The organism is Actinomyces sp. (assembly GCF_030530635.1).
Taxonomy (GTDB): Bacteria; Actinomycetota; Actinomycetes; order Actinomycetales; family Actinomycetaceae; genus Actinomyces.
Genome location: NZ_JAUMUL010000014.1, coordinates 15,012 through 35,923, shown reverse-complemented (window position 1 = coordinate 35,923; position 20,912 = coordinate 15,012). Strand labels below are relative to the sequence as shown.

17 protein-coding genes, 3 tRNA genes, 1 other RNA gene and 1 pseudogene are annotated in these 20,912 nt (G+C 66.9%); 14 read left to right on the top strand and 8 right to left on the bottom strand.

The features are described 5' to 3' along the window. Positions 1-50: 50 nt before the first annotated feature. On the bottom strand, positions 51-1,235 hold the full coding sequence (locus Q4A20_RS05370) for a CdaR family transcriptional regulator (protein ID WP_303121087.1): 1,185 nt from the start codon (positions 1,233-1,235) through the stop codon (positions 51-53). 181 nt (positions 1,236-1,416) lie between these two features. Between Q4A20_RS05370 and aspA the strand changes: the two genes are divergently transcribed. Further along, positions 1,417-2,907, top strand: a complete 1,491-nt coding sequence (gene aspA / locus Q4A20_RS05365) for an aspartate ammonia-lyase (RefSeq protein WP_303121086.1) — start codon at positions 1,417-1,419, stop codon at positions 2,905-2,907. A gap of 45 nt (positions 2,908-2,952) precedes the next feature. On the opposite strand, the gene aceE is transcribed toward aspA, so the two are convergent. Next, positions 2,953-5,706, bottom strand: coding sequence for a pyruvate dehydrogenase (acetyl-transferring), homodimeric type (gene aceE / locus Q4A20_RS05360; RefSeq protein WP_303121084.1), 2,754 nt, complete (start codon positions 5,704-5,706; stop codon positions 2,953-2,955). Between the two features lie 348 nt (positions 5,707-6,054). Between aceE and Q4A20_RS05355 the strand changes: the two genes are divergently transcribed. The 3 genes from Q4A20_RS05355 to Q4A20_RS05345 all read left to right on the top strand — a co-directional run bounded on the left by Q4A20_RS05355 (position 6,055) and on the right by Q4A20_RS05345 (position 7,413). Further along, complete coding sequence (locus Q4A20_RS05355) at positions 6,055-6,459, top strand: DUF3052 domain-containing protein (protein WP_303121083.1); 405 nt, start codon at positions 6,055-6,057, stop codon at positions 6,457-6,459. Between the two features lie 113 nt (positions 6,460-6,572). Beyond that, positions 6,573-6,645 (top strand) — tRNA-Val (locus Q4A20_RS05350). A 27-nt stretch (positions 6,646-6,672) separates the two neighbouring features. Next, entirely contained in the window at positions 6,673-7,413 is a 741-nt protein-coding gene (locus Q4A20_RS05345; RefSeq protein ID WP_303121081.1) for a YdcF family protein, read from the top strand. Here Q4A20_RS05345 and Q4A20_RS05340 read toward each other — a convergent pair. After that, positions 7,335-8,513: an aminotransferase class I/II-fold pyridoxal phosphate-dependent enzyme gene (locus Q4A20_RS05340; protein ID WP_303121079.1), complete on the bottom strand. Its 1,179-nt coding sequence runs from the start codon at positions 8,511-8,513 to the stop codon at positions 7,335-7,337. The genes Q4A20_RS05345 and Q4A20_RS05340 overlap by 79 nt on opposite strands. 198 nt (positions 8,514-8,711) lie before the next feature. On the opposite strand from Q4A20_RS05340, the gene Q4A20_RS05335 reads away from it, so the two are divergent. The 5 genes from Q4A20_RS05335 (at position 8,712) to rnpB (ending at position 11,336) form a co-directional block, all read left to right on the top strand. Continuing rightward, a tRNA-Ile gene (locus Q4A20_RS05335) sits at positions 8,712-8,802 on the top strand. Positions 8,803-8,818: 16 nt separating this feature from the next. Beyond that, positions 8,819-8,902: transfer RNA gene (locus tag Q4A20_RS05330), tRNA-Leu, on the top strand. Positions 8,903-9,217: 315 nt separating this feature from the next. Further along, on the top strand, positions 9,218-10,084 hold the full coding sequence (locus Q4A20_RS05325) for a Nif3-like dinuclear metal center hexameric protein (RefSeq protein ID WP_303121077.1): 867 nt from the start codon (positions 9,218-9,220) through the stop codon (positions 10,082-10,084). A 68-nt stretch (positions 10,085-10,152) separates the two neighbouring features. After that, complete coding sequence (locus Q4A20_RS05320) at positions 10,153-10,887, top strand: zinc ribbon domain-containing protein (RefSeq protein WP_303121076.1); 735 nt, start codon at positions 10,153-10,155, stop codon at positions 10,885-10,887. A 61-nt stretch (positions 10,888-10,948) separates the two neighbouring features. Continuing rightward, an RNA gene (gene rnpB, locus Q4A20_RS05315) (RNase P RNA component class A) lies at positions 10,949-11,336 on the top strand. Positions 11,337-11,433: 97 nt separating this feature from the next. Here the strand turns inward: rnpB and Q4A20_RS05310 are convergent. Next, complete coding sequence (locus tag Q4A20_RS05310) at positions 11,434-12,579, bottom strand: hypothetical protein (protein ID WP_303121074.1); 1,146 nt, start codon at positions 12,577-12,579, stop codon at positions 11,434-11,436. 236 nt (positions 12,580-12,815) lie between these two features. Continuing rightward, positions 12,816-13,706, bottom strand: coding sequence for a type I methionyl aminopeptidase (gene map / locus Q4A20_RS05305; protein ID WP_303121073.1), 891 nt, complete (start codon positions 13,704-13,706; stop codon positions 12,816-12,818). Positions 13,707-13,949: 243 nt separating this feature from the next. On the opposite strand from map, the pseudogene nhaA reads away from it, so the two are divergent. From nhaA to Q4A20_RS05285, 4 genes and pseudogenes are all read left to right on the top strand, one after another. After that, positions 13,950-15,239: pseudogene (nhaA, locus tag Q4A20_RS05300) on the top strand (Na+/H+ antiporter NhaA). Positions 15,240-15,373: 134 nt separating this feature from the next. Then, complete coding sequence (locus Q4A20_RS05295; RefSeq protein ID WP_303121072.1) at positions 15,374-15,646, top strand: hypothetical protein; 273 nt, start codon at positions 15,374-15,376, stop codon at positions 15,644-15,646. A gap of 288 nt (positions 15,647-15,934) precedes the next feature. Beyond that, positions 15,935-16,711 (top strand): histidine phosphatase family protein, encoded by a 777-nt coding sequence (locus tag Q4A20_RS05290; RefSeq protein ID WP_303121071.1) that lies wholly within the window; start codon positions 15,935-15,937, stop codon positions 16,709-16,711. Further along, the gene (locus Q4A20_RS05285) at positions 16,708-17,427 is read left to right on the top strand and encodes a LysE family translocator (protein ID WP_303121069.1); all 720 of its coding nucleotides are present in this window, start codon (positions 16,708-16,710) and stop codon (positions 17,425-17,427) included. The genes Q4A20_RS05290 and Q4A20_RS05285 overlap by 4 nt, the downstream gene beginning before the upstream one ends. Before the next feature lie 60 nt (positions 17,428-17,487). On the opposite strand, the gene panB is transcribed toward Q4A20_RS05285, so the two are convergent. The 3 genes from panB to Q4A20_RS05270 form a co-directional block, all read right to left on the bottom strand. Then, positions 17,488-18,276, bottom strand: a complete 789-nt coding sequence (panB, locus tag Q4A20_RS05280; RefSeq protein WP_368502439.1) for a 3-methyl-2-oxobutanoate hydroxymethyltransferase — start codon at positions 18,274-18,276, stop codon at positions 17,488-17,490. A gap of 203 nt (positions 18,277-18,479) precedes the next feature. Then, positions 18,480-18,998: a DUF6036 family nucleotidyltransferase gene (locus Q4A20_RS05275; RefSeq protein ID WP_303121066.1), complete on the bottom strand. Its 519-nt coding sequence runs from the start codon at positions 18,996-18,998 to the stop codon at positions 18,480-18,482. Between the two features lie 3 nt (positions 18,999-19,001). Beyond that, entirely contained in the window at positions 19,002-19,385 is a 384-nt protein-coding gene (locus Q4A20_RS05270) for a hypothetical protein (protein WP_303121065.1), read from the bottom strand. 180 nt (positions 19,386-19,565) lie between these two features. Between Q4A20_RS05270 and glnA the strand changes: the two genes are divergently transcribed. Beyond that, positions 19,566-20,897: a type I glutamate--ammonia ligase gene (gene glnA, locus Q4A20_RS05265; RefSeq protein ID WP_303121063.1), complete on the top strand. Its 1,332-nt coding sequence runs from the start codon at positions 19,566-19,568 to the stop codon at positions 20,895-20,897. Positions 20,898-20,912 lie beyond the last annotated feature (15 nt).

The following is a 20,912-nucleotide window of genomic DNA, read 5'->3' as shown; positions in this document are numbered from 1 at the left end:
GCTCTCCTTGGTTCGGGTGTGAATGGGTGAATAGGCGGCCGGGCACGGGGCTACTGCGTCCGGCCGGCGTCGAGCCGGCCGATGATGACGGCCAGATGCAGCATGAGGCCGTCGCGGGCATCCGTGGCGTCCCAGCCGATCTGCTTGCTGACTCGTCCCAGTCGGTAACGGACAGTATTGGCATGAACGAACAGGGTGCGGGCCGTCATCTCCAGGCTGCGTCCCAGGGCCAGGTAGGTGGCCACCGTCTCCTCATAGAGGGCGCCCATATCGCGTAGCGGCTCGGTCACCAGGGCCCGGATCTGTTCGGCGGCGAGCGGGTCTCCGGCGAGCAGCCGTTCGGGCAGTAGATCGTTGGCGCGGCATGGGTTGGGCGCCTCGGTCCAGCCGGGCAGGGCGCGCAGCCCAGCGAGTGCGGAGCGCAGGGAACGGCCCGCCTGGGCGACTCCGTCCACCACCGGACCGATCACCACAGCGCCGTCCAGACCGGCCGCGATACGGTCGGCGGCGGTTGCCAGTGCTACCTGCGGTGTCGGGTCGGCCGACTTTCCACTTGTCGACGCGGCCGCACCGAGGACGACGATCACGGAGTCTCCATGCACCGAGACCAGGCAGTCCCGCGCATACTGGCGACACTCATGACGCAGCCGGGAGGTCGCCAGCGCGTCCAGAACCGTGCGCGCGACTACAGCAACCGCGGGTCCCGTGCCGTGCCAGCCGGCGGCACCGGCACGGGCGGCGGCGTCGTCGGCGGAGTCGTGCAGCATGGCGTCCACGGCCACCGACTCCAGTCGGGCGTCCCAGGCCCCGCGGGCCTCAGCGACCCGGGCGTAGACCTTGGCGGCGGCGAAGCCCACGTCACGGCCGAAGGTGAGCACCCGCACCCGGACGGCGTCGTGGCCGTTGGACGGAACGAGCCCGGGTGCCTCCTCCTCGACGACGTCGACGACGGTGCGCACCAGTTCCAGAGTCTGCTCCAGCGTTACCGCTCCGGTCAGGGCGACGGGGGCGACGTTGAAGATCCCAGACGGATCCGCCTCCGTCCCGTGCTCGCCCACCGAGTCCACAAACATGGTCACGCCCACGCGAGCAACCGTTTCGATCTGGTCGCGCGAGGCGGCCGACAGCGTGCGGTACCAGGGATGCGCCGCACTGATACGGTCCAAGGAGTGTTCGATGAGGGTGTTCTGCGCCTGCCGCAGGGCCGTGACGGCCGGGGCGCTGAGCTGGTCCATGTGCCGATGCTAGCGACCGGTGACGCCACAACCGAATACGGCCGTCGCGTACCGGAGTTGCGGCGCTGCGGCAACGCCACGGCCCGGTAGGGTCGAGGCCGCGGGGCAGGCGCCGTCGGCTCCCCGCACCGGCTCCCGTCGACGGCGGCGAGCGCCCCGCGGCGCGGATGGAGGAAAACCCATGCAATCAAAAGCCACCCGTACCGAGGAGGATCTGCTGGGTACCAGGCAGGTTCCGCTCGAGGCCTACTGGGGGATTCATACGCTGCGCGCCACCGAGAACTTCCGCATCTCCAATCAGACGGTGGGCGACCAGGAGGACTTCGTCCGCGGCATGGTGGAGGTCAAGAAGGCCTCCGCCCTTACCAACAAGGAGCTCGGCGCGGTCTCCGAGGAGATCGCGGATGCCATCGTGTGGGCATGTGACCAGGTGCTGGTGGAAGGCAGGTGCCTGGACCAGTTCCCCATCGACGTATTCCAGGGTGGTGCGGGCACCAGCGTGAACATGAACACCAACGAGGTCATCGCCAACCTAGCCCTGGAGCACCTCGGCTACGCCAAGGGACGCTACGACATCGTCAACCCCAACGACCACGTCAACAAGTCCCAGTCCACCAATGACGCCTACCCCACTGGTTTCCGCCTGGGCGTGTACCGTGCCGTCAACGGCCTGGAGATGGACTTGTGCGACCTCATCGACGCCCTGCTGGCCAAGAGCAGGGAGTTCGCCGACGTGATCAAGATGGGGCGTACGCAGCTGCAGGACGCCGTCCCCATGAGCCTGGGTGCGGAGTTCCTTGCCTTCGCCGAGTTGCTGGATGAGGAGATCCCCCGGCTGATGAACAACTCGGCGCTGCTGCTGGAGGTCAATCTGGGTGCGACGGCGATCGGCACCGGGCTGAATACCCCGCCCGGATACCGGCAGATGGTGGTGCGGAATCTGCGAGAGGTCACCGGGCTACGGGTGACCGGCGCTCACAACCTGGTTGAGGCGACCGGTGACACCGGCGCCTACGTCTCCATGCACGCCGCCATCAAACGCCTGAGCGTGAAGTTGTCCAAGATCTGCAATGACCTGCGGCTGCTGTCCTCCGGGCCGCGAGCGGGCCTGGCCGAGATCCGGCTTCCGGAGCGTCAGGCCGGTTCCTCCATCATGCCCGCCAAGGTCAACCCGGTGATCCCCGAGGTGGTCAACCAGGTGTGCTTCAAAGTGATCGGCAACGACCTGACGGTCACCATCGCCGCCGAGGCCGGGCAGCTGCAGCTCAATGTCATGGAGCCGGTCATTGCGCAGGCCTGCTTCGAGTCCATCGCCCTGCTGCGAAACGCCCTGGTGACCCTGAAGGACCTGTGCGTGGTAGGCATTGAGGCCAATGCGGAGGTGTGCCGCCGTAACGTCATGAACTCCATCGGCATCGTTACCTACCTCAATGAGGTGATCGGTCACCACAATGGTGATCTGGTGGGGCGCGAGTGCGCCCGCTCGGGGCGGAATGTGCGTGAGGTGGTGCTGGAGATGGGCCTGCTGGACGAGGCCGCGCTTGACGAGCTGCTCAGCCCTGAGAACCTGATGCGTCCACGCTACCGGGATGCCGACTACTACTCGGGCTCCGATCCGGATGTGCGTACCGAGTCGGAAGACGAACGGGACGCGGCGGCGTCGGCGCGCTGATGCCCGCCGACGCCGCCCGGTCGCGTTCGGGCGAGGCGGTTCGGCTCAGGCATCACCGCCCTGGGCGCCGGAACGGCCGGCGGAGGGGTCCTGTAGCCGGTAGCGCGAGATCGCCTGGGCCAGTACGGAACGGTCGACCCGGCCCTGCGCCACCAGTGCCTGCAGCGCCTTGACGACGACGGACTCGGCGTCGATCAAGTAGTGCCGGCGGGCCGCTGCGCGGGTGTCGGAGAAGCCGAAACCGTCAGCGCCGAGGGTGTGGAAGTCACCGGGTACCCAGGCGCGGATCTGATCGGGGACCAGGTGGTCGAAGTCGCTGGTGGCGATGAACGGGCCGGAGGCGTCGGCCAGTTTGGCGGTCAGGTAGGGCACGCGGGCCGTTTCCTCCGGGTGCAGGAAGTTGTACTGGTCGGTCTCAAGGGCCTCGCGGCGCAACTCGTTCCAACTGGTGACCGACCACACGCTTGCACGCACCCCCCAGTCCTCTGCCAGCAGGCGGCGCGCCTCGCGGGCCCACGGCACGGCGACTCCCGAGGCGAGCAGCTGCACCTGCGGGCCGTCGCCCGCGGGCGGGCCGTCCAGCCGGTACAGGCCGCGCAGGATCCCGTCCGCGTCCACGCCGTCGGGCTCGGCCGGCTGGGAGATAGGCTCGTTGTAGACGGTCAGGTAGTACATGACATCCCGGTTGCGTCCGGTTTCCGGACCGTACCAGCGCACCAGGGCGTCGCGCACAATATGGCGGATCTCATAGGCGTAGGCCGGGTCATAGGTGATCACGGCCTCGTTGGTGGCCGCCAGCAGCGGTGAGTGACCGTCCATGTGCTGGGTGCCCTCACCCGTGAGCGTGGTGCGGCCGGCGGTCGCACCGATGATGAAACCGCGTGCCAACTGGTCTCCGGCCGCCCAGAACTGGTCGGCGGTGCGCTGGAAGCCGAACATCGAGTAGAAGATGTACACGGGGATCATGGGCTCTGCATGCGTGGAGTAGCTGGTGCCCACCACCTGGAACAGGGCCGCTGACCCGGCCTCGTTAATGCCGGTGTGCATGATCTGGCCGGAGGTGGACTCTCTGTACGAGAGCATCATTTCGGCATCCACGGGCGTGTAGTTCTGCCCTTGAGTGTTGAAGATCTTGCGGGTGGGGAACAGCGACTCCAGGCCGAAGGTGCGCGACTCGTCCGGGATGATCGGTACGATGCGCCGACCGATGTGCTGGTCCTTGAGCAGCTCCTTCAGCAGACGCACGAAAGCCATGGTGCTGGCCACCTGCTGCTTTCCGGAACCGCCCTTGAGGATCTCGTATGGCGCGTCGTCCGGCAGCTGCAGCTGCGTGCCGGGGTTGCGGCGCTCGGGCAGGAAGCCGCCCAGACGGCGACGGCGCTCGAGCATGTACGCCAGCGCGGGATCGTCGGGGTCGGGCCGATAGTAGGGCGGCAGCTTGGGATTGGCTTCGAGTGCGGCGTCGGTGATCGGGATATGCAGGCGGTCGCGCAGCCCCTTGAGGTCCTCCAGGCCGAGTTTCTTCATCTGGTGAGTGGCGTTCCGGCCGGCGAAGTGCGAGCCCAGCAGGTAGCCCTTGACGGTCTGCGCCAGGATTACCGTGGGCTGTCCCTTGTGCTCGGTGGCCGCCTTATAGGCGGCGTACATCTTGTGGTAGTCGTTGCCACCGCGCTGCAGGGCCCAGATCTCCTCATCGGTCCAGTCCTCTACCAGCTTGGCGGTGCGCGGGTCGCGGCCGAAGAAGTGCTTACGCACATAAGCGCCGTCATTGGCCTTGAAGGTCTGATAGTCGCCGTCGAGCGTCTCCATCATCAGATGCTCCAGGGCGTGATCCTTGTCCGCCGCCAGCAGCCGGTCCCAACCGCGCCCCCAGATCACCTTGATGACGTTCCAGCCGGCACCTTTGAAGCAGGCCTCCAGCTCCTGGATGATCTTGCCGTTTCCGCGCACCGGCCCGTCCAGTCGCTGGAGGTTGCAGTTGATCACGAAGGTGAGATTGTCCAGCTGCTGGGAGGCCGCCAACTGCAGCATGCCGCGGGACTCGGGCTCGTCCATCTCGCCATCGCCGAGGAAGGCCCAGGTGTGCTGGGAGGAGGTGTCCTTGATTCCCGCGCCCTGCAGATAGCGGTCGAACCAGGCCTGGTAGATGGCCTCGGCGGGCCCGAGGCCCATCGACACGGTCGGGAACTCCCAGAAGTCCTCCATGCGCCGCGGGTGCGGGTAGGAGGGCAGGCCGCGACCGCCCGCCGGGCGGGACACCTCCTGCCGGAAGCCGTCCAGGTCCGCCTCGCTAAGACGCCCCTCGAGGAAGGCACGGGCGTAGTTGCCGGGGGAGGCGTGCCCTTGGAAGAACACGTGGTCGCCGCCGCCGGGGTGGTCCTTGCCACGGAAGAAGTGATTGAAGCCGACCTCGTAGAGCGTGGCGGTGGAGGCGTAGGAGGAGATGTGCCCGCCGACGCTGATGCCGGGGCGCTGTGCGCGGGTGACCATCACGGCGGCGTTCCAGCGCAGCCAGCGGCGGTAGGTGCGCTCGACGTCCTCGTCGCCCGGGTAGTAGGGCTCGTCCACCACGTCGATGGTGTTGATGTACGGGGTGGTGGTCTGCGCGGGCACGGACACGTTCTTACGGCGCGCCTCGGCGAGCATGGACAGCAGGATGAAGCGGGCTCGCGGACCGCCCTTGTCGGCGATGAGGGCGTCGAGCGAGTCGCGCCACTCGCCGGTCTCCTCGGGGTCGTTGTCCGCGACCTTGTGCAGCAGGCCGTCTATAAGTGGTGCGGAGTCGTTGGTGGGGCTCACGGGAAACCTCTTTTCTCTGGTCCGGCGGCGGATGCGGCGCGTAGCGGTGCCTTGGTCGCCGTGCCGGTCGCCCGGGCGATCGGTGCTTCTAATCTATGAGGCCGCCGCTACCAACCGCACCTCTGATCGGGAATAAAGTCCCACACATTCGGTGATTTTGCCCACTTACCGAGGTTGGGGAGGGGAGCTTCGGGCGAGTTGGGCCGCCCACGTCCCGGTGTGTCGGGCGTGTGCGCTTGCGTGCGGCGGGTGATCTGCGGTGGGCTATTGCCCGTAGGCAATCGGCGGGTCGCGACCGCGGCAGACAATGCGGTCGAATGGCCCAGGTATGGAACGGAGAGCACAACAGTGACGAGCACAGCGGCCGGAGCCTTTGGCTTCGCCCCCGGTCTCATCATCCAGGAGTTCGGATACGACGATGATGTCGACGAGGCCCTGCGTCAGGCCGCCGAGGCGCAGACGGGTACCGAACTGGTGGACGAGTACTTCGAAGATGTCGCCGACTCCGCCATCATCTGGTGGCGCGATGACGACGGTGACGTCGATGACCTGACCGACCTGCTGGTCGACGCCCAGACCAACCTCGACGGTGATGGTCTGGTCTGGGTGCTCACTCCCAAGGCACGCACCACCGGTGCCGTGGATGCCACTGAGATCGAGGAGGCGGCTCGAACCGCCGGTATGCATGCCACTTCGGCCGCCGCCATGGGCGAGCGCTGGAGTGGTATTCGCGTGTCCACCCGCAAGCACTGAGGCTAGCTGCCTCTCCCGGTGCGGACCCGCCTGGCGCTTCGGTGTCGGGGATGGTGCCGGGACGGAGTAGAGTTGTCTCTCGTGCGGTCGACGTTCCGGTCGGCGGCACAAGCGGACCTGTAGCTCAGTTGGTAGAGCAACGCGTTTACACCGCGTAGGTCGTCGGTTCGAGCCCGGCCGGGTCCACTGGTATTGGTTCCTCAGGAGTGTCCGGTGGTTCGCATCCCCTGTCTGTGCCGCTCGGTGGCCGGGGCGTGTGTCCTCGTGATCGGTGCGGTAGCACTCGGTGAGGTGACCCGTCGGCTGGCGTCGTCCTGCCTATTGAACGACGCGCCGTCCACAGGCGACATGACCGGCACCGAGGTGGTGCTGGTGCTCGGGCACGCTGACGCAGGTAGCTCGGCGGGGGCGGAAAACCGGCGGCGCGTTCGGGCCGGGCTGCGCAACCGAACCACGCCGACGTCACTTCTGGTGCTGTCCGGGGGTGCGGTGGCGGGGCCGGTGCCGGAGGCCGAACTCATGGCCCGCTATGCCACCGAAGGCCTCGGCTACAGCGGTCCGATCGTCTTGGAGGACGCCAGTCGGTCCACCTGGGAGAACATCGCGGCTGCTGCACCCATGATTGAGGCCGCGGACCGCATCATCGTCGTCTCCGAACCCGTGCACGCCCTAAAGGCCAGACTCTTCCTGCGACGGCAGTATCCGAATCTCGCTGCTCGGCTGGTGCGTGCGGACGACTACCGTCTTGCGGAAGGACTTGCGCGCGGGCCGGGGGCCGCTATGTTGGGACTGATTGACCTGGCTCTGTCAGCCTGCCTCCCCGGTTGGGCGCAGGACTCCGCAACCGGCCTGGCCGGGGTGCGGCGGTTACTCGCCTACGGCCGATTCAGCCTCTCAAGGAAGCGGCCCAGCCGGTCGAGTCCTTCAGAGATCTCCTCGGTCGGGGCGGCGTAGGACAGGCGCACATGGGACTCCGCCGTGCGCACCCCGAAATCGCGCCCCGGAGTAAGCGCCACGTGGGTCTCCTCGAGCGCCCGCATGCAGAAGTCCCAGGAGGACAGTCCCGTATCGGAGACGTCGAAGTAGATGTAGAAGGCCCCATCGGGTTCGACCGGCACATCCAGGTCCAACTCGCGCAGCCGCCTCAGTGTCAGTGCGCGTCGTTCCAACAGTTCGCGCCGATGGTCCTCACAGCGGGACAGCGACTCGGGCTTGAAGGCCTCCAGGGCGGCCAGCTGCGCCGGCGTGGAGGCGCACAGGAAGTAGTTGACGGCAAGGTTGCGAGCCGGTTCCACCAGCTCTTCGGGCAGCACCAGCCAGCCCAGTCGCCAGCCGGTCATCCCGAAGTACTTGGAGAAGCTCGAGACCACGATCGCCTCCGGGTCGGTGGCCAGTACCGTACGGGCCGGCCTGCCCTGCACATCCGGATCGGACAGTCCCAGGTAGATCTCGTCCACGATCCGCCAGGCGCCTCGGGATATCGCAGCGCGGCACAGGCGGTTCAACTCCGCGGCGGGGATGGAGGTGCCGGTGGGATTCGACGGCGTGGCCAGCATCAGCACGTTGGTGTAGGGAGTCCAGGCCGCCTCCATGGAATCCAGATCCAACTGGTAGCGGGACTGCGCGGTGGTGGACGCGAGTACTATGCGGCCGCCGAAGGAGGTCACGAGCTCACGGTTGCACGGATAGCACGGGTCGGCGATGACGACGTCGTCTCCGGGTTCGGTGGTCAGGGCGGTCGCCAGCAGTAGTCCGGCCGAGGCGCCCGAAGTGACCAGGATGCGTTCGGGGCCAACCTGGACGCCGTGATGGTCCAGGTAAAAGCGGGAGATCGTTCGGCGCAGTGAGTCCAGGCCCTCCGCCGGCGTGTAGGGAAGGTCCTGGTGAGCGGCGCGTGCCAGCGCCTCGCGCACGGCAGGTGGTGCCCCAAAGCTGGGCTCGCCCAGGGACAGCTTGGAGACCGAATGGCCCTGGACCTCGAGTTCGCGGGCGCGGGCACCAATGCTCATGGCGTGGAACGGCGGTGCGGATGCGGCGCGCTGCGCGGGCTTCATGGTTCTCTTTCTGGGGGCGTGTGCGCCGGGCGGGGCGCGGTACAAAAAACAGATCGGAGTAGTGAGGTTATGCCCCTCAGGCCGATGACGCACGGAGAACGGGGGTGGGAATTCGGCCACCTCAATCCCTGGTAGTGTAGGCCCGCCGGCCCCGCGGCCGACGTCGAGGCAGGTCCCGCGCCAGGGGGCCCGTGTCGCGCCCCCTTAGCTCAGTGGTTAGAGCAGCGAGCTTATATCTCGTGCGTGCCTGATAAGCACATGGTCCTGGGTTCGAATCCCAGAGGGGGTACTGGATCGGGGATCCGGCCCCTGTGGTGGAACGGTAGACACGGCGACCTTAAAAGTCGCTGCCTTAGGGCGTGCGGGTTCGATCCCCGCCAGGGGCACCATGACGCTGATATACGAACTTCCGTTATGCGAAGTTGGTGTAGGGGTCGTCCAGGCCGGCGAAGCGTGCTGACCCTGCGGGGTGGGCTCTTTTCGTTCCGGGAGCGTTTTGTGTCCAAGGTCACGGTTGCCGGGCTGTTCGTATTTGTGGGTCTGGGTGGTGGCCTGTTCCGATCGGGTCGTGGCTGCGCCGCCGAGTGCGGGCCTGGCACCGTAGTGCGGCCCGGACGCGCCTGAGCACCTCTACCGCTGTCCTAGCACCATTTCGCCGGCCAGCATATCCATGCTCCCCGGGGCGGTAGAGGTATCCTTCGTGCATGCAGCAGCTTCCCGACAACGTGCCGGTGCGAGCCGACGAAGCATTGACGGTGGCGGAGGTGGAGGCGATGCTGCGCGCGGCCGCTCCGCCACAGTTGGCCGAGTCCTGGGACTCCAACCGGCTGATATGCGGTGATCCGGAAGAGACGGTGCGCAGCGTACTGCTGGCCGTGGACCCGGTCACGGCCGTTGTCGATGAGGCCATTGCCGGCGGTGTGGATATGGTCATCACCCACCACCCCCTGTACTTGCGCGGCACCGACCAGGTGTCGGCCGCCGATCCGAAGGGACGGGTGGTGCACCGACTCATCCGCGCCGGCATCGCCTTGGCCAACGCCCACACCAGTCTGGACGCGGCCCACGGGGGCGTGGCCGCCGCGCTCGCCACGCAGGTGGGTCTACAAGACACCCGCCCACTGCAGCCCAGCCCCATCGACCCCACCCAGGGCATCGGCCGTGTGGGCGCGCTCGCAGCGCCCACCCGTCTGCGGGACTTCGCCGCCGCGGTCGCCGCCGCTCTTCCGGACTCCGTGCCCGGGCTGCTCGTGGGCGGCGATCCGGACGCCGTCGTCGAAACAGTCGCCGTTTCGGGTGGTGCCGGAGACTCCCTGCTGGAGGCTGCCCGAGCCGCCGAGGTCGACGTATTCCTCACCGCCGATCTGCGTCACCATCCAGCCAGTGAACACCTGGAGGTCGGGCGCCCCTACCTGCTGTGCGGCACCCACTGGGCCACCGAGTGGGTCGGACTGCCGCCGCTTGCCGCCCGGCTCGAATCCGCGGCCGCCGCGCGCGGGCATACACTTGCCACACACGTGTCGCAGATCATTACCGACCCGTGGGCGCTGCGCCTGAGCACCGGTTCCTAAACCGGCGGCGGATGTAGCCGTTCAGATAATTCGATACTCACCCCGACTGACCAGCGAAGGATCAAGCCGTGACCAGCGCCCCCCTCAGCCAACAGCGACTGCTCATCGACCTGCAGAAGGTCGACTCACAGCTCGCCCGAATCACCCACGAGCGCAAACACTTGCCCGTATTGGAACGCATCGAGGCCACCGTGGCGCAGCTCAAGACCAATCGGCGGCGGGCCGTAGTAGCCGCAGCAGCACTCCAAGAGGCTCAGGCCACTGCCAAGACGCGCGAGGAGGAGGTGGATCAGGTCGTGCACCGCGCACAGGTGCTGCGCGAGCGTCTGTCCTCCGGTGCGGCCGCGGCCCGGGACTTGCCGGCCATCCAATCCGAGATCGATCAGTTGGGGCGTCGGCAGGCTGTCCTGGAGGAGGCGCAGATAGAGGCCATGGAGGCACTGGAGTCTGCGCGCGCGGAGGCGGATGCAGCAGCGGAGGAAGAGCAGACGATAAGAGCCGGGGGGCGTGAGCTTACTGCCGAGCGCGACGCGGAATTCGCCCGACTCGATGCGCAGATCGCGCAGGCTCGGGCTGAGCGCGTAGATCTGGCCGCCGCCGTCGGAGATGCGCTGCTGGCCGAGTACGAGTCGGTGCGCGCCTCGACGGGCGGGTTGGGGGCAGTTGCCCTGCACGGACGCCGAGTCGAAGGCGGCAGCGTGGAGATCAGCCCGCAGGAGTACGCGCGGATAATGTCCGCGCCCGAGGACCAGGTCATTCACGCAGAGGAGAACGACGTGATCGTCGTCCGGATGGAGGACTGAAACCGGAGGCGGGCACCGTCTATGCTCCCGGCGCGGCGCGGCATAGAATCGGTTGCGCGGACGAGCCGGCCGGGCGGCCGCGGCACCGCCGGGAGACCGGCGGGTCGAGGAACGTCCGGGCTCCACAGAGCAGGGCGGTGGCTAACAGCCACCCGGGGTGACCCGCGGGAAAGTGCCACAGAGAACAGACCGCCGGCCATGCCGGTAAGGGTGAAACGGTGGGGTAAGAGCCCACCAGCGTGACGGGAGACCGCCACGGCTGGGTAAACCCCGCCCGGAGCAAGACCGCGCAGCAGGTGCCCGTCGAGAGACGGAAAGGGCTGCTCGCCCGAGCCTGCGGGTAGGTCGCGTGAGGTCATCGGCAACGGTGATCCAAGATGGATGGTCGCCACCGCTGTGCCGGTAACGGCGGGCGGCAACAGAACCCGGCGTACAGGCCGACTCGTCCGTACCGTGATTGACGGCGGTCCCGCCCAGTTGGGCGGGACCGCCGTCAATCACGGTATTGTGTAGTTGTGGCCCGTTGAGGCGGGCCCTCAGAGGCGATCAGAAGGTCTTCGCTGCCACGTACAGCTCGTCACCGCGGAAGCCTGAGACTGCGAAGACGCCCTCCTGCGCCTTGGCATCGTCCTCGCTGATGATGAACATGAAGTAGCCCGTCGCGCTACCACCATCACGCGGCATGTCCTGATAGGTGAAGGCACTGTCAATGTACATGGAGGCTGGCTCAGTGGTGTTGCCGTTCCGGACGTAGTCGACGGACACGTCGAAGCTACTCATCTGCCCCTTGCCGTGGTAGGTCACCGTGACCGGCACGCGCATGTAGACATTGCCGGCGCCCGGCTCCTTATAGCTGTACTTGCCAGCCTCCTCCTTGATCGCGGCGGTGGCGTCCCATTCGACCGAGCCGACCTTGACCTCGATCGACGCGTCCGGGTCAGTGGCGTACTTGCCGGCCTTGAAGGTCATCGACCCGGTCTGGGGGTCACCCGGGTTGTCCATGGTGGTCGCCGTAGTGTCGTCGGAGGAGGAGTCGGAGTCATCCTTCGACGAGTCATCAGAACTCGAGCCATCGGAGCCGGAGGTGGACGTGTCCTTCACGGAGTCATCAGACGTATCGGACGTTGACGACGTCGTCGTGCTTGAACGGTTGTCTTCTTTATTGTCGTCACCGCCGGTGAGCGCCACGACGATGCCGATCACCAGTGCGAGCACGACAACCGCGATGATGGTCCAGAACCACCACTGCTTGGTAACCGGCTTGCTTCCAACCGGAGCGCCGCCCTGTCCCACATTGATCGGCTGCCAACCGGCGGCCTGCGGCGAAGCACCCGGTACCTGCTGCTGGTTGTGGTACGGCGTGGGGGACTGGGCGTAGTTCATGTTGGCCGCGTACGGGCTGCCCCCGGCGGCGTAGTCGCCCGACGGAGCCGAGGCCGACTGGCCGGTCGGGTCCGCGACAGGTGCGGACGAGCCAGTGGGTACCGCCTGGGTCGGAGCCCAGCCGGCGTCAGCCGCCGAGCCGGCCTGCGGGGCGGAACCGGCAGATGAACCGGGTGCGGAGTCCTCCACCCACAACTGCCATCCCTCGGGAGCCGGGCCCCAGGCGGGGTCCGGCTGCCAGCCCGCAGGCGGGTTGAAGCCCTCGGGGGGCGCCGGCCAGTTCGGCGGCGGGTTGAAGCGAAGTGCCATAAGTAACTACCTCCGGGAATGGGGATACATGTTGTCGGCGGTGCCGAGACCAGTCGTCCCGGGCACGTCATGGACAGGAATGTACACGGATGTGACCGTCTGCGGAGCCTCCGGTTGACCGAATGCTCGGGTAGAGGTACCCATTTTGATATTGGTCACGTTTTGGCCATGGCCGTGACCGCGGGCAGGGACGAGGTCCGGCCTGTCAGCCGTCCGAGCCATCCGGGCCGGCGCACTCAGGGCAGGGTGAGGATGTCGGCGCCATCCTCCGTAACCACCAGCGTGTGCTCGAACTGGGCGGTGCGAGAACGATCCTTGGTGACCACAGTCCAGCCGTCTTCCCACTGTTCCCAGTCCTCGGTCCCCAGGGTGAGCATGGGCTCGATGGTGAAGACCATGCCCGGCTCCATAACCTCGTCGAAGCGGGGTGCGGCATCATAGTGGGGGATGATCAGTCCGGAGTGGAAGGCCTCGCCCACGCCGTGTCCGGTGTAGTCACGCACTACGCCGTAGTCGAAGCGTTTGGCGTACTTCTCGATGACCCGGCCGATGACATTGACCTCACGGCCGGGTTTGACCGCCCTGATACCGCGCTCCATGGCGAGCCGAGTGCGTTCAATGAGCAGCGCCGTCTGCTCATCCACCTCGCCAACCGGGAAGGTGGCGTTGGTGTCACCGTGCACGCCGTCGTAGTAGGCGGTCACATCCAGGTTGATCAGGTCTCCCTCCCGCAGCACGGTGGAGTCCGGGATGCCGTGGCAGATGACCTCATTGATGGAGGTGCAGATCGACTTGGGGAAGCCCATGTACCCCAGACAGGAGGGATAGGCGTGATGATCGCACATGTACTCGTGCGCGATCCGATCCAACTCATCGGTGGTGATCCCGGGCGCGATGGCCGCGGCGGCCTTCGCCAAGGCCCTCGCCGCGATGCGTCCCGCTGTCCGAATCCGTTCGACCGTCTCGGCATCCTTCACATCCGGGGCAGTCACCCGCTCCGGGCCATCATGGAACATGTACTCCGGACGGGAGATGGACGCGGGCACGTGCCGCTCGGGCGTGAGCACGCCTTTGGTGAGGTTGCCGCGCGGAGCCCGGTCTGCCGGTGAGGTCATCGGTGTGGTCATGGCGCCAGCATAGGAGCCGTCCGACGCGCGAGTCCCCACGGCCGCCGCCGGGGCGCATTTGACAGCGGCAAATACAACTACGCTGGTTCGCAGGCCCGTCCCGCATCCCGTGTGTCTCCGCTTCGCATCTACGGGTCGGGGTCCGGGCCGCTCGCATCCGACAGGCGGTCAACAAGGACACCGGGCGGCTGGCCGTGCGTGAGGACACAACTTCCTGTGGCTTCTTCTGGAAACGGAGACTGAATGAGCACTTCCGACGTTCGTGCCACCAGGGACCAGGGGCATATCCGTGACGTCGTAGACAGCTACCTGCGCCGCCGAGGCCGGCTGCTCGAGTTACAAACGAATGAGACCTATGCGGCGATCGCCCTGGCCGTGGCAACGATCGCCGCCCTGATCTGGGCGAACGTGGGCGACAGCTACCACCAGTTCTGGCATACATCCGCGGCTTTCTCGGTCGGCCCGTTCGCGGTGGATCTGACTGTGCACGAGTGGGTGGACGAAGGCCTGATGGCGGTTTTCTTCTTCATGGTCGGACTCGATGTGCGTCGTGAACTGAGCGTGGGCGAACTGCGGTTGCCCGGGCGCGCACTGCTGCCCACGGCGGCTGCTGTGGGCGGACTGGTGGTGCCGGCCCTGATCTTCCTGGCCATTATGGGCGGGGCGGAGGGGGCCTACGCGTGGGGATCCGTGATCTCCACGGATACCGCCTTCGCCCTGGGCATGCTCGCGCTCATCGGCCCCAAGCGCGCCCCGCGCCTATGACTGTTCCTGCTGGCCTTTGCAGTCATTGACGACATCGGGGCGCTGGCAGTGATCGCCATCTTCTACTCCGAGTCGTTTAGCTTCGGAGCCCTGGCCGTCGCCGTGGCCGGGCTGGCGCTGGTGTGGCTGATGGCGCGCCGGGGAGTGTGGCGGGTGTTGCCCTACCTGGTGCTCGCCGTCGTCATCTGGTACGCGGTCTACCGCTCCGGCGTGCACGCCACCCTCGTGGGCGTGCTCATCGCCCTACTCATGCCCGTCTACAACGTGCGCGCGCGTGGCGTTGACGCCGCCGGCGAGATAGCGGCGCTGTACCGGCAGACGCCTGCGCCCGGAACCGCCAGGATGCTGCAGGAGACCCTCGCCTACTCCATGCCGCTCAACCAGCGGCTGGCCTTCGCCCTGCCCCCGTACGTCAATTACCTCGTGGTGCCGTTATTCGCCCTGGCCAATGCCGGCGTCGCTCTCAATGCTGAAACCATTGGTGCCGCCCTCTCCTCCCGCACGCTGTGGGCAGTAATCGGCGGCCTGGTGATCGGCAAAGTCGTCGGCGTGGTCCTCGGAGCCGGGCTGGCACTGTGGCTCGTGCCCGCCTCCCGCATGCCGGGACTGGACCTGTTGCGCATCACCGGGCTCGGCGCCCTGTCCTGCATGGGCTTCACTATTTCGCTGTTGGTTGCCAATATCGCCCTTGAGGATGACAGCCTGCGCGATCAGGCACGCCTGGGGGTGCTGGTGGCCTCCCTGGCGGCACTCGCCTTGGCACCTTAGTGTTCCGGGTGACTAACAGGCTCTGGCCACTGCCGGAGCCCGCGGGGCTGAATCTATGTCGTCCTCCCTCCGCCGATGACGAGGTCGCTGTCGGAAGCGCGGATGCGCCGCACGTGATTGTGCATTACGCCGATATGAGTGATGAGAACCGTTGGCGTCTGTCCGAAGCTCTTCGCGGCATCCAGTCGCTGATCGATTCCGGCGAGGTGCGGTTGATTTTGCGCCACAAACTCTCTGGGCCGGAGAGTCTGCTCGCCGCGCTCGCCCTGGAGGCCGCATCCGCCAACGACGAGCCGAACCTATGGCCCTTCCACGACGCCATCGCAGAGCTGCGTGGTGGCATAACGGCATGTTCTTTGACGAGGGCGGCAGGAGATGTCGGAATTAACGCCCATAGGTTGTGGTAGCGCATCGACTCGGGGGCGGACGAGGCCAAAGTGCTCGCCGACGCAAGTGACGTTGAGGGTCTGACCGATGATGCGAGTCCGGTGCTCTACATCCGACGGTCATCGTTTCGAACGACTGCTCAACCGTTGGACGCTGTCTGAGGAGATTGCTCGTCTGCAGCAGGTGTCTGCGGATGGGGTTGAGGACATGCGTGCTGAGGCGCATCTCAGGCCTTCGCGGTGACCGGGGACGCCTTCGGTGTCGGGGACTGACTGTGCCTCATGGGGGTATCGCCATACGATTACCGCATGGCGATGATCTACTTCGTGCGGCACGGTCGCACCGTCCTGAACGAGCAGCGCCGCACCCAGGGTGCCGCCGACTCCCCGCTGACGCCCGAGGGTCGCATTGGTGCCGAGATCTGCCGCGACTATCTCGCCGATGTGCCCTTCACCCGTGCATACTTCAGCCCCCAGGGGCGCGTCCAGGAGACCGGTGGCATTTTGCTGCAGGCGCACCCCGGCGTGACTCCGGTCAATCTCACGGGTCTGCGCGAGTACAACTACGGCATCTACGACGGCGGTCCCGACCCGGTGATGCATGCGTCCCTGCCCGCCGAGGAGCACCTGCCCGCCGTGCTGACCGGCGTACATCCCGGCGCCCCTGGCGGCATCACCGCCCGGGACTACCTAGCCGACGTCGACGGCGCCCTGGCACGTATCGTCGCCGACCTGCGCGATGCCGCAGCGGATGGGGACGACGAGGAAAACGTGCTGGTGGTCTCCCACGGCATGACGCTCATGACCATCATGGCCCGCTGGGTGGGAATGCAGATCTACGGCTTGGCCCCCATGGCCAACTGTGCGGTGACTACCGTGGAGGTGACGCCCAGCGCCGTCGAGGGAGCACCGCGAATCGTCACCTGGGCGGAGGATCCCGGCGAGCAGGGAATCACCTACCCGGTTCGGGACTTCAGTGATGCCTTTGCCGGGGTGGTGCCCATGCCGATCGACTGGGAACATCCAGAGGGCATGACGGCCGACTCGGCCGACGCCGTTGGGAACAATGCTAGGAGCAATGCGTGACGCTGCCGCAGGCGCTCGCCGGATTCGCGGCCATCGTGGTTGTGCTCACGCTGGTGCCCGGACTCGACACCGCGGTCGTGCTGCGGGGCGCACTCAATCACTCTCGCGGCTACGGCCTGGCCACGGTAGCGGGCATCTTCACCGGGCTGATCATCTGGGGCGCAGCCGCCGGCGCCGGGGCGACGGCGGTGCTGGCCGCCTCCCGCACGGCTTACCGGCTCCTGTCGCTGGCCGGTGCCCTGTATCTGGCCTGGATGGGCGGCGGCATGCTGCTGCGTTCCTTCCATCGTGCCTCCCGTGGGCGGACGGCCATAGACCTGGGAACGGGTGCGGCACAGGCGGAGAGCGCGTCGGCGGATGCGCCGCTTACAACGGGTGTAGGTGCCGCTGACGCCGGCGTTGCTCCCCTATGGCGGGGCTGGCTCACCGGGCTGGCGACCGATCTGCTCAATCCCAAGGCGGGCGTGTTCTACCTCGCCACCATTCCGCAGTTCATGGCAGTCGGGGTGCCACCACTGCTGATGGGGGTGCTGCTTGCCGCCGTGCACGGGCTGTGCTGCGTGGTGTGGATGGGCGCACTCGCCGTCGGGGCGTCGTGGATCGCGCCCCGGCTGGAGTCCGGTGCCGGGGCCGCGCTGGAGCGCTGGACGGACCGGTTCACCGGCGGCGTGCTGCTCGGATTCGGTGCGAAGCTGGCGTTCGACGCCCGCGTATGAGCGCGGGCATCACCGCGGTAGGACAGCCGCACTTGGGCCGGGTGCGCCCTGAGTACCGGCCTAGGCCTCGAAGCTCTCGGCCGGTCCCGGGAAGGAGCCGTCTTGCACGGCCGCGTTGTAGTCCTGGGCGGCCTGCTGCAGGGCCTGGCCAACCTGTCCGAACCGTCGCACGAAGCGTGGCGTCCACTCGGCCATGCCGGCCATATCTGTCCACACCAGGACCTGGCCGTCACAGTGGACCCCCGCACCGATACCGATCGTGGGCACTGGCACCGCCTTGGTGATCCGAGCCGCCACCGGGTCGGGCACCATCTCCAGAACCATGCCTATCGCGCCGGCGTCGGCCAGCGCGACCGCATCGGCCACCAGCGCCTCCTGTGCGTCCTCGCCGCGTCCCTGCACGCGGAAGCCGCCGAGCTTGTTGACCGACTGGGGGGTGAAGCCGAGGTGACCGACCACCGGTATGCCGGCCTCAGACAGCGTGCGCACCGTCTCGACCCGGGGCCGGCCGCCTTCAAGCTTGACGGCGTTGGCGCCCACACGCATGAGTCGCACGGCACTGGCCAGGGCCTGCTCCGGACCGGCCTCATAGGTGCCGAAGGGCAGGTCCGCCACCACCAGTGCCCGGCTGGTGGCGCGGGCCACCGAGCGAGTGGCCACCACCATCTCCTCCAGGGTGACCGGCATGGTGGAGTCGTAGCCGAGCATGACGTTGCCCAGCGAGTCGCCCACCAGCAGCATGTCGGTGCCTGCCGCATCCAGGATGCGTGCGGTGACGGCGTCGTAGGCGGTGAGCATGGTCAGCTTCTCGCCCCGCTGCTTCGCGCCCAGCAGGTGGTGCACGCGCACCTTCTTGACCTGCGAGAGCCGCGGCGGCGCAGCCGGACCGCTGGTGACCGGCGCAGCGGTCTCTAAGGGGGTACCGGGGGCCGCGGAGGACTCGCCGGATGGTTGGGCAGAGGCGGAAGTGCTCATGCCCGGAGCGTACTCGCCGGGTGCGGGCGCGTCGCCTGCCGTTGGCGGCAAGTGGCTCGCCGTCGGCGCGGATTCCGCTAAATCTCTGCCGCGATGCCCTCCACGAAGAACTCTGTACGGCCGTCGACGCGGTAGTAGCGGCCGACTCGCTGTTGGATCTGAGCCTCGTTCGTCAACCCCATGAGGCGGCAAAGGGCGACTGCGTCGCGGCGATCAGCGTCCGACTGCCTTGAGGATAGTACCTTCATGGCCAAGAGGTAGTCTGGGGAGGCTACATTGACCGTCAACGCGGGGCCGATCTCGATCGTGCGTGGATCAGCGTCAGTGGAGAAGTCAAAACCCAAGTCGGTGACGCCGTCACTGAGCCAATTCGGGGACAGGCCGTGTCTAGCCGCCATCGTCCGCGCGTGCTCAAGTACCACGTCGCGGGGCAGGAAAGCCGCGTCTATGTCCGCGGTCGTGCGCCTGATGTCATAGGCCAGGGCCATCGCGGAGCCACCTACGATGTACAGCTCGGCCTCCTGGCCGTGCTCTTCCAACAGGGAGTTGAGCTCCTTCAGCAAAGCAATGATGCTCTCTCGGGTGAACTCCTCCATGGTTCACACTCCTTGCAGGTTGCCGCGGGCCAGGCACACGCCCTTTTCCCGCAGCGGGACGGGAGTGCGCAGGTAGGACAACGCGAAGCGACGTTGCGGCGCCAGCGGATCGAAGATGTCGCTGACATCGTCCGGAGTGCGGCGCGCCCAGTCAAGCACCGCGGGGTCGTTCAGCCTGCCGGCACCGGTCCATAGGGCGGTGCCCTGGATAAGTCGGTCCCAGCCCGGATGGCCGGTTGAGGGAGGCTCACCATGCGCCTGGTCCAACTCGGGGCCGGGCACCATGGCCTGAAGCTCCGTCACTAGGTTCTTGAGCACCTGAACGGCGAAGTGGTTGTCCGCCTCGGCCGCTTTCCAAGCGGCGAAGTCGCTGTAGGTCCGGATCACCGTAGTCTTCCTCCACTGGCTTCGCTCCGCCACCAGCATAGGCCCAGACACAGTTGCTGATGGCGTCGGCGCGCGAAACCCGAGCGACTCAACCAGCCGATAGGCTGACCGTGGAAGTGGACAGCAGCGGCCGCGTCGCCCCCACCGGTCGGCGCCACGCAGGGAGGCAGCGCAGACATCATGGACAAGCAGCAGGAATACGTGCTCCGCGCCATCGAGGAGCGCGACATCCGCTTCATCCGACTGTGGTTCACCGATGTGCTCGGGCAGCTTAAGTCGGTTGCAATCGCACCCGCAGAGGTTGAGGGCGCATTCGAGGAGGGCATCGGCTTCGACGGCTCCGCGATCGAAGGGCTCACACGCGTCTTCGAGTCCGACATGCTGCTCTCCCCGGACCCCTCGACCTTCCAGATGCTGCCGTGGCGTGAGGAAGTCAATAGCGTCGCCCGTATGTTCTGCGACGTGCTCACGCCCGACGGCGAGCCCGCCCGCACCGACCCCCGTGCCGTGCTGGAACGGCAGCTGGCCCGTGTGGCCGACGCCGGCTTCACCTGTTACGTGCACCCCGAGATCGAGTTCTACCTGGTAGACCGTAATGGTGACGGCCGCATCACACCCACCGATCACGCCGGCTACTTCGACCACGTGCCCGGCGGTACGGCGCACGAGTTCCGCCGTCACGCCATCCTCATGCTCGAGCAGATGGGTATTTCGGTGGAGTTCTCCCACCACGAGGGCGGTCCCGGCCAGAACGAGATCGACCTGCGCTTCGCCGACGCGCTCTCCATGGCCGACAACATCATGACCTTCCGGGCCGTCGTCCAGGAGGTCGCGCTGCAGGAGGGATGCCAGGCCACATTCATGCCCAAGCCCTTCATCGGTCAACCCGGCAGCGGCATGCACACCCACTTCTCCCTGTTCGAAGGCGACCGCAACGCCTTCCATGACCCGGCCGGGCAGTATCAGCTCTCCGCCACCGGCCGGGCCTTCATTGCGGGCCTGCTGCACCATGCCACTGAGATCTGCGCGGTCACCAACCAGCACGTCAACTCCTACAAGCGCCTGTGGGGCGGAGATGAGGCACCCAGCTATGTGTGCTGGGGCCACAACAATCGCTCCGCGCTGGTTCGTGTGCCCATGCACAAGCCCGGAAAGGCCCAGTCGGCCCGCATCGAGTTCCGCGGCATCGACTCCTCCGCCAACCCCTACCTGGCCTTCGCGGTGATTCTCGCCGCGGGTCTGAAAGGCATTGAGGAGGGCTATGAGCTGCCCGCCGAGGCGGAGGACACCGTTTGGGCCCTGTCCGAACTGGAACGCAAGTCGCTCGGCATCGGCGCACTGCCGACCTCACTCAAGAGCGCGGTGGCCGCCATGGCCGACTCGGATCTGGTGGCCGACACCCTGGGAGAGGATGCCTTTGAGTTCTTCCGCCGCAATAAGCGCCGGGAGTACCTGGCCTACGACGCCCAGGTCACCGAGTTCGAGATCAACCAGTTCTTCCCACGACTGTGACCGCAGCGAACCCAC

Excerpts from the sequence above, each read along its gene's own strand:
- aspA (WP_303121086.1), top strand. The coding sequence starts at position 1,417 with ATGCAATCAAAAGCCACCCGTACCGAGGAGGATCTGCTGGGTACCAGG.
- Q4A20_RS05340 (WP_303121079.1), bottom strand. The coding sequence starts at position 8,513 with ATGAAGCCCGCGCAGCGCGCCGCATCCGCACCGCCGTTCCACGCCATG.
- map (WP_303121073.1), bottom strand. The coding sequence starts at position 13,706 with ATGACCACACCGATGACCTCACCGGCAGACCGGGCTCCGCGCGGCAAC.
- Q4A20_RS05325 (WP_303121077.1), top strand. The coding sequence starts at position 9,218 with ATGCAGCAGCTTCCCGACAACGTGCCGGTGCGAGCCGACGAAGCATTG.
- Q4A20_RS05310 (WP_303121074.1), bottom strand. The coding sequence starts at position 12,579 with ATGGCACTTCGCTTCAACCCGCCGCCGAACTGGCCGGCGCCCCCCGAG.
- Q4A20_RS05370 (WP_303121087.1), bottom strand. The coding sequence starts at position 1,235 with ATGGACCAGCTCAGCGCCCCGGCCGTCACGGCCCTGCGGCAGGCGCAG.
- Q4A20_RS05275 (WP_303121066.1), bottom strand. The coding sequence starts at position 18,998 with ATGGAGGAGTTCACCCGAGAGAGCATCATTGCTTTGCTGAAGGAGCTC.
- Q4A20_RS05290 (WP_303121071.1), top strand. The coding sequence starts at position 15,935 with ATGGCGATGATCTACTTCGTGCGGCACGGTCGCACCGTCCTGAACGAG.
- Q4A20_RS05295 (WP_303121072.1), top strand. The coding sequence starts at position 15,374 with ATGAGTGATGAGAACCGTTGGCGTCTGTCCGAAGCTCTTCGCGGCATC.
- glnA (WP_303121063.1), top strand. The coding sequence starts at position 19,566 with ATGGACAAGCAGCAGGAATACGTGCTCCGCGCCATCGAGGAGCGCGAC.